A 4929-nucleotide genomic window follows, 5' to 3' on the forward strand; every position below is an offset into this window, starting at 1 on the left:
TTTAATTTCTTCGTAAAAAGCGTTTTTTAACGTCTGACTTTTTTGTATATCAGTGCTGCCTGCTACGTGTTCAACTAATTGGGCTTTGCCGTTATCGCGCAAACGGATAGAGTGTGCTAAATAGCTGTTGCCGTGTACTTCACCCATTAAACGCCGCAATTGTGCCGTATAGAGAAAGCCAAACGGTGAAATAAAGTCAATAAACCACAAACGTTTACCATTGTGCCAATCTTCTGGGCGTAGTGAATTAGGGTTGGCGATATAACGCTTTTCGCTATTGGCATTGAGCCATGCCCAGCTGGTATATCCACGGGGGATACCATCTGAACCAACTAATAAGCGAAATTGCTGATGCTCAATCGCAGGAAGCACATAATGAATCGCTGATTCAATCGGCCAGCGACGGTGTAAAGGTGAGCAACCCCAAATCCATAGCACTTTGCCTAAAGTATCAAATTGCGTATCCATATCAAACATTACACAATATACATATTGACAAGATCTAGTAGTGATTTACCAACATTATCAATACTGCCGGCACCGTATAAAGTGACTCGTGTATCATCATAAGCCACGAAGACATCGCCATTATCATCATCATAACCACTAAAGCTAAGAGAGTCCGCAGAACCATTGAATAATGATAATTTAAGCTTGTCTCTGCCGACTTCAAAACCTGTGATATCGGTTTGAGTGTTCTCGTAGACATTAATGGCATAGTGGTAGTTATCATCCAAGATAATGGTATTTTCTTTGGCAGTTGCATAGATACCCAATTGTTCACCCTTGTTGATATTAAGTGCATTTTGTACGAGATCGGCTTCTGCTTGGTCACCCGATAGGACATAGCGAATTTCACCTGAGCTTAAGTCAACATAGTACCCCTCGCCAATAGTGAAAAAACCAAAGTCATCGGCTTGTGCAATATTTATGCTACCCAGTACGTTACTCAATGTTTCGCTAAATTGCAAGGTGACGTCGCCACCGCTATCGCGATAGAACTGCATGGTTAAATCATCGTCTTTAGGTGCCATAAGTTTCACGACGTTATTACCCTCACTGTCGATAACGTGCTGTTCACCGAAGACGGATAATAGATAAATATCGTTTCCCTCGCCACCGTAAAAGTGGTTATTACCTCCATTTCCGATAAATAAATCATTGCCACGATAACCATAGAGTATGTCATTGCCATCACCGCTAACAAGCATATTATCCTGTTCGTTGCCATGTATAACATCGTCGCCGGAGCTACCGATAACGTTTTCAAACGACATGATGTGGTCTTGGACGCTACCTTTTTGTAGTTTGCTCGCGCGCAAGTCGACAGTGACGCCTTTACCGGCAGCATCAGTAACTAAGCCCGATAAATCAAGGGTATCAACACCATGACCGCCGTTGAGCGTATCTGATGAAATAGCATCATCTTGTAAAATGACGTCATTGCCATCGCCGCCATCGACGATATCAACCCCCAAGCCACCGTTCAATTTATCGCGACCATTGCCACCGTCTAGTTTGTCGTTGCCCTCGCCACCGAATAGGGTATCGTTGCCATCATGGCCAAATAGTACATCGTTACCATCTTGCCCGAGGAAATAATCATCGCCATGACTGCCGTAGAGATAATCATCGTAATCACTAGCGCTGATAATTTCTATATTTTTCAGTATATCACTGTTTTCAAATGATTTGGTTTCGATGCTGAGATCGCGATATTCGACAGTTTCGGTGCGTTTACCGTATTCAATATCTTTGGCAGACAATTTTTCAGAAGTCACAACAGCATCATGGATATTTTTTACTACAATGTATCCGGCCTCTTCTTTTCCACGAACAACTATGCCATGAATAGTTTTGCTGTTGTAGCTAACACTATCAATACCTGTACCGCCATCAACTATAGCAACACCACTATCAGCGACATAGATATCGTTGCCACCACCAGCATTAATATCAAGGTGAATATTTTTGATGATTTGTCCTTCACTATCGTAAAGTACAGATGCATAACGATCGTTTGAAATGAAAATATTACTACTGTCACCATCAATAATTGTGTGTTTGTCAGGACCATTAATCATTAAATCAGTGTAATAAGCATTTTTGCCAACTTGCTTCCGCGTTGATTCTTCTGCCCCCGGAGTAAACAGCGGCGAATTGAATTTAATCAAACTATCTTTTGGTGTATTAATGGTGAGCACGCCTGTTAGGCTGTCCATAGTCAGATATTTTGCGGAATCGTCTTTATTAATTTCGCCATCTCTGATGAGTTGGGCGTAATTATTAGCTTTATTCATTTGGTCGATGAGTTTGGTGTGCGCAGCCAATTCCATCGCGGTGCTGCTACTAGCAGCACCATCGAGGGTGATGACGCTATCAACTTTGTAAAAATTTTGCAACTGTTTAAATGAATCGCGCACAGCATCGGTTTGGTAGAACTGATTCAATAAGGCTTCTTTGTTGGTATTAAAGAATGCCGTGACGTCGCCATAATCTCTAATCTTTTGCGCGTAGCGGTCGGCGATAACTTCTAGCGAAGGTTGTTTGACTGCAGCTAAAATACCGCCGATAACACCACGCACCACGCCTACCACTGCAGCAACTGGCGCCCCTACAACGGAGGCCGCCGCTGCGGTGGAAATTGCAGTAGTGGTGATGTTGAGTGCAATATCAGTTGCGGTATAAGCAGTATTTAAGACAAATTTTTCATGCAGTAAATCAGCAAGGATTTTATCTCCTTCGTAGCCGAATATTTGCGTTTCATCGCCTAATTTATTGACTTCTTTCACATGGACATTTTCATCAATAAGCCCTTTGATCTCTAAAGGGCTTGCCGCGAGCGCCAAGCCTGAAACAGCAGCGCCAATTTGCGGTAATATAGTCGTGGTGCCGAGAATTTTGGCAATAGAATCACCGATAACGCTCACACTAGTGGCAACGGTCCCTACTGATTTTAAACCAACGTCAAGTCCTACAGCAACTTGCTCTGAGTAACTCATATTCGACCAATCTTTTAAGCGAATCGCCGAGCCGACCAAGCCTGATAATTCCCCTAAAATCCCGCCTGCTGACAAGGTGATAGCATCTGATACGGCAGTCGATGCCTCAGCGATATTAAGTATCTCACCGACTAAGCTGTTGACGTTACCGATAAGTTTAATCGAGCCTTCGGCAATTGCTGCTTGTCCATCGGTGCTGTTGGGGTCGGTTTGAATTAATTTGGCAATTGAGCGCCCAATATCAATCATGTTGCTGGTGACAGCAGAAGCGGCAGCAGAGCCTGTAGTGTCTTTTCCGATGGCGCTCAATATCCCCGAGACAAAGCCATTGACTTCGCCCGTGATAGACAGTGATTTATCAACGATAATTTGCACGCCTTTTTCAGTGAGCGCGTCGGCGTCAATAATAGCTGCAATATCGCTACCGATAGCGATAAGATTGTCTTTGGCAACACCTAAAATATCGTTGGTTGTTTTAGAAATCTGGTTGGTTAAGTCACTTGATTTACCCGATAGCCCAATGATGCTTGAGGCAATTTGATTGGCTGTCTGTGCGAGCTCAAACGAGCTATTGGCAATCGCTAATTTACCGTCAGCAGTCGTTGGGTCAACTTGGATTAAATGCGTGATGGCTTTGGCGGTATCAAGCACAGAGTTTGATAACTCGTTCACCGAGCTGACAACATCGGCATCTAAACCAAGACTTTCGTCTTTTAACGTGTTGGAGACCAAATTGCTGACGCGTGAAATCAAATCAAATGATGCGATGGCAATATCGCCTTTGTTATCAGCATCGCTGGCATTGGCGATATTTTCCGCGGCGGTTGTGATGGCGCTAAGTTCGCTATCGAGCGCATTTTGAAAGGTTTTACCGATGCCTGTATTGCTGCCAGCGAGGTCTAATAATTGACGCAAAACGGCATTGGATTGCCCGACTAAATAGATCGTGGCATTGGCAATATCCGCTGATGTATTGGCATCAACTGCTTTAATAACGCCTTGCGTGGTATTGAATAGCATATTCATTAAATCGAGTACTTTAGCGGCAACCGCATTTTCTGACTGTACTGTGCCCACGATACTTTTTATCATGCTAGAGGTATTGCTCAGCAAATCAAAAGACCGAGATACCACTCTCGTTTTGTCCAACATATCAGTGGTGGTAATGGTAACTGCCGAATCAGCTACCGTATCGAAATCATTTTGTAATGTTCCAAGATTTGGAATAGTCATTGCAAGAATCCTTTAACTAAATCAAACTTTCTAAAAGCAAAATAAACGACATAAAAGCAGACATCCAAAAGAGGTAGTGGTTTGAAAAGTATGCTGGACTATGATCCAATAATTTAAACAGTAACAAAATACTCAAATATCAGCATGTTGAAGTGGTATTTTTTTACAAAAATCACCCAGCATACTTTAACCCACTACTCCAAAAGATAAAATCAATGAGAGCCCACAACGAAGCAAATACGGAAATACTTTTCTATCATGTGCTTTTATTCTAACAGAAAATGATCTGTAGTTAATAATAATTTTTAGTGATTTAAAAAGTATACTGAGTGATTTTTGTAAAAGAATACCACTTCAATATTTTGAAACCTTTGCAAAAAACCACAAAATAGAGGGTGGTGGTTTGAAAAGTATGCTGATCAAACCCAGCCATAATTAATGTAATGGAAGAGTAAGTCAAACGCCTTAAAGTGGTTCGTCAAGAGACCGTTCAAAATTCTGTGTCATTCCTCTAAGCTACTCAAAACACAAGGAATGACAGTATGCAAAACTTTGACTTTAACAAAGCCTTAAAAGCTATCCAAGCAGGCAAACCCATCACAGGTACTGACGGAGTGCTTGCCCCACTAATCAAATAGCTAACTGAAGCTGCTTTATCAGCTGAAATATAGTAAAAGTCCACTAAACAAGTTAY

General features: G+C 42.1%; 2 protein-coding genes. Both read right to left on the bottom strand.

Annotated features, from left to right (window positions below; all coding sequences use genetic code 11):
* The coding region (locus tag A5N85_RS07965) for a toxin-activating lysine-acyltransferase (protein ID WP_084601702.1) at window positions 1-468 on the bottom strand (468 nt) is incomplete at its 3' end.
* Window positions 469-476: 8 nt separating this feature from the next.
* Window positions 477-4235, bottom strand: a complete 3759-nt coding sequence (locus tag A5N85_RS16985) for a M10 family metallopeptidase C-terminal domain-containing protein (protein WP_072576762.1) — start codon at window positions 4233-4235, stop codon at window positions 477-479.
* Window positions 4236-4929: the final 694 nt, after the last annotated feature.

The sequence above is a fragment of the Suttonella ornithocola genome (genome assembly GCF_001889065.1).
GTDB classification, from domain to species: domain Bacteria; phylum Pseudomonadota; class Gammaproteobacteria; order Cardiobacteriales; family Cardiobacteriaceae; genus Suttonella_A; species Suttonella_A ornithocola.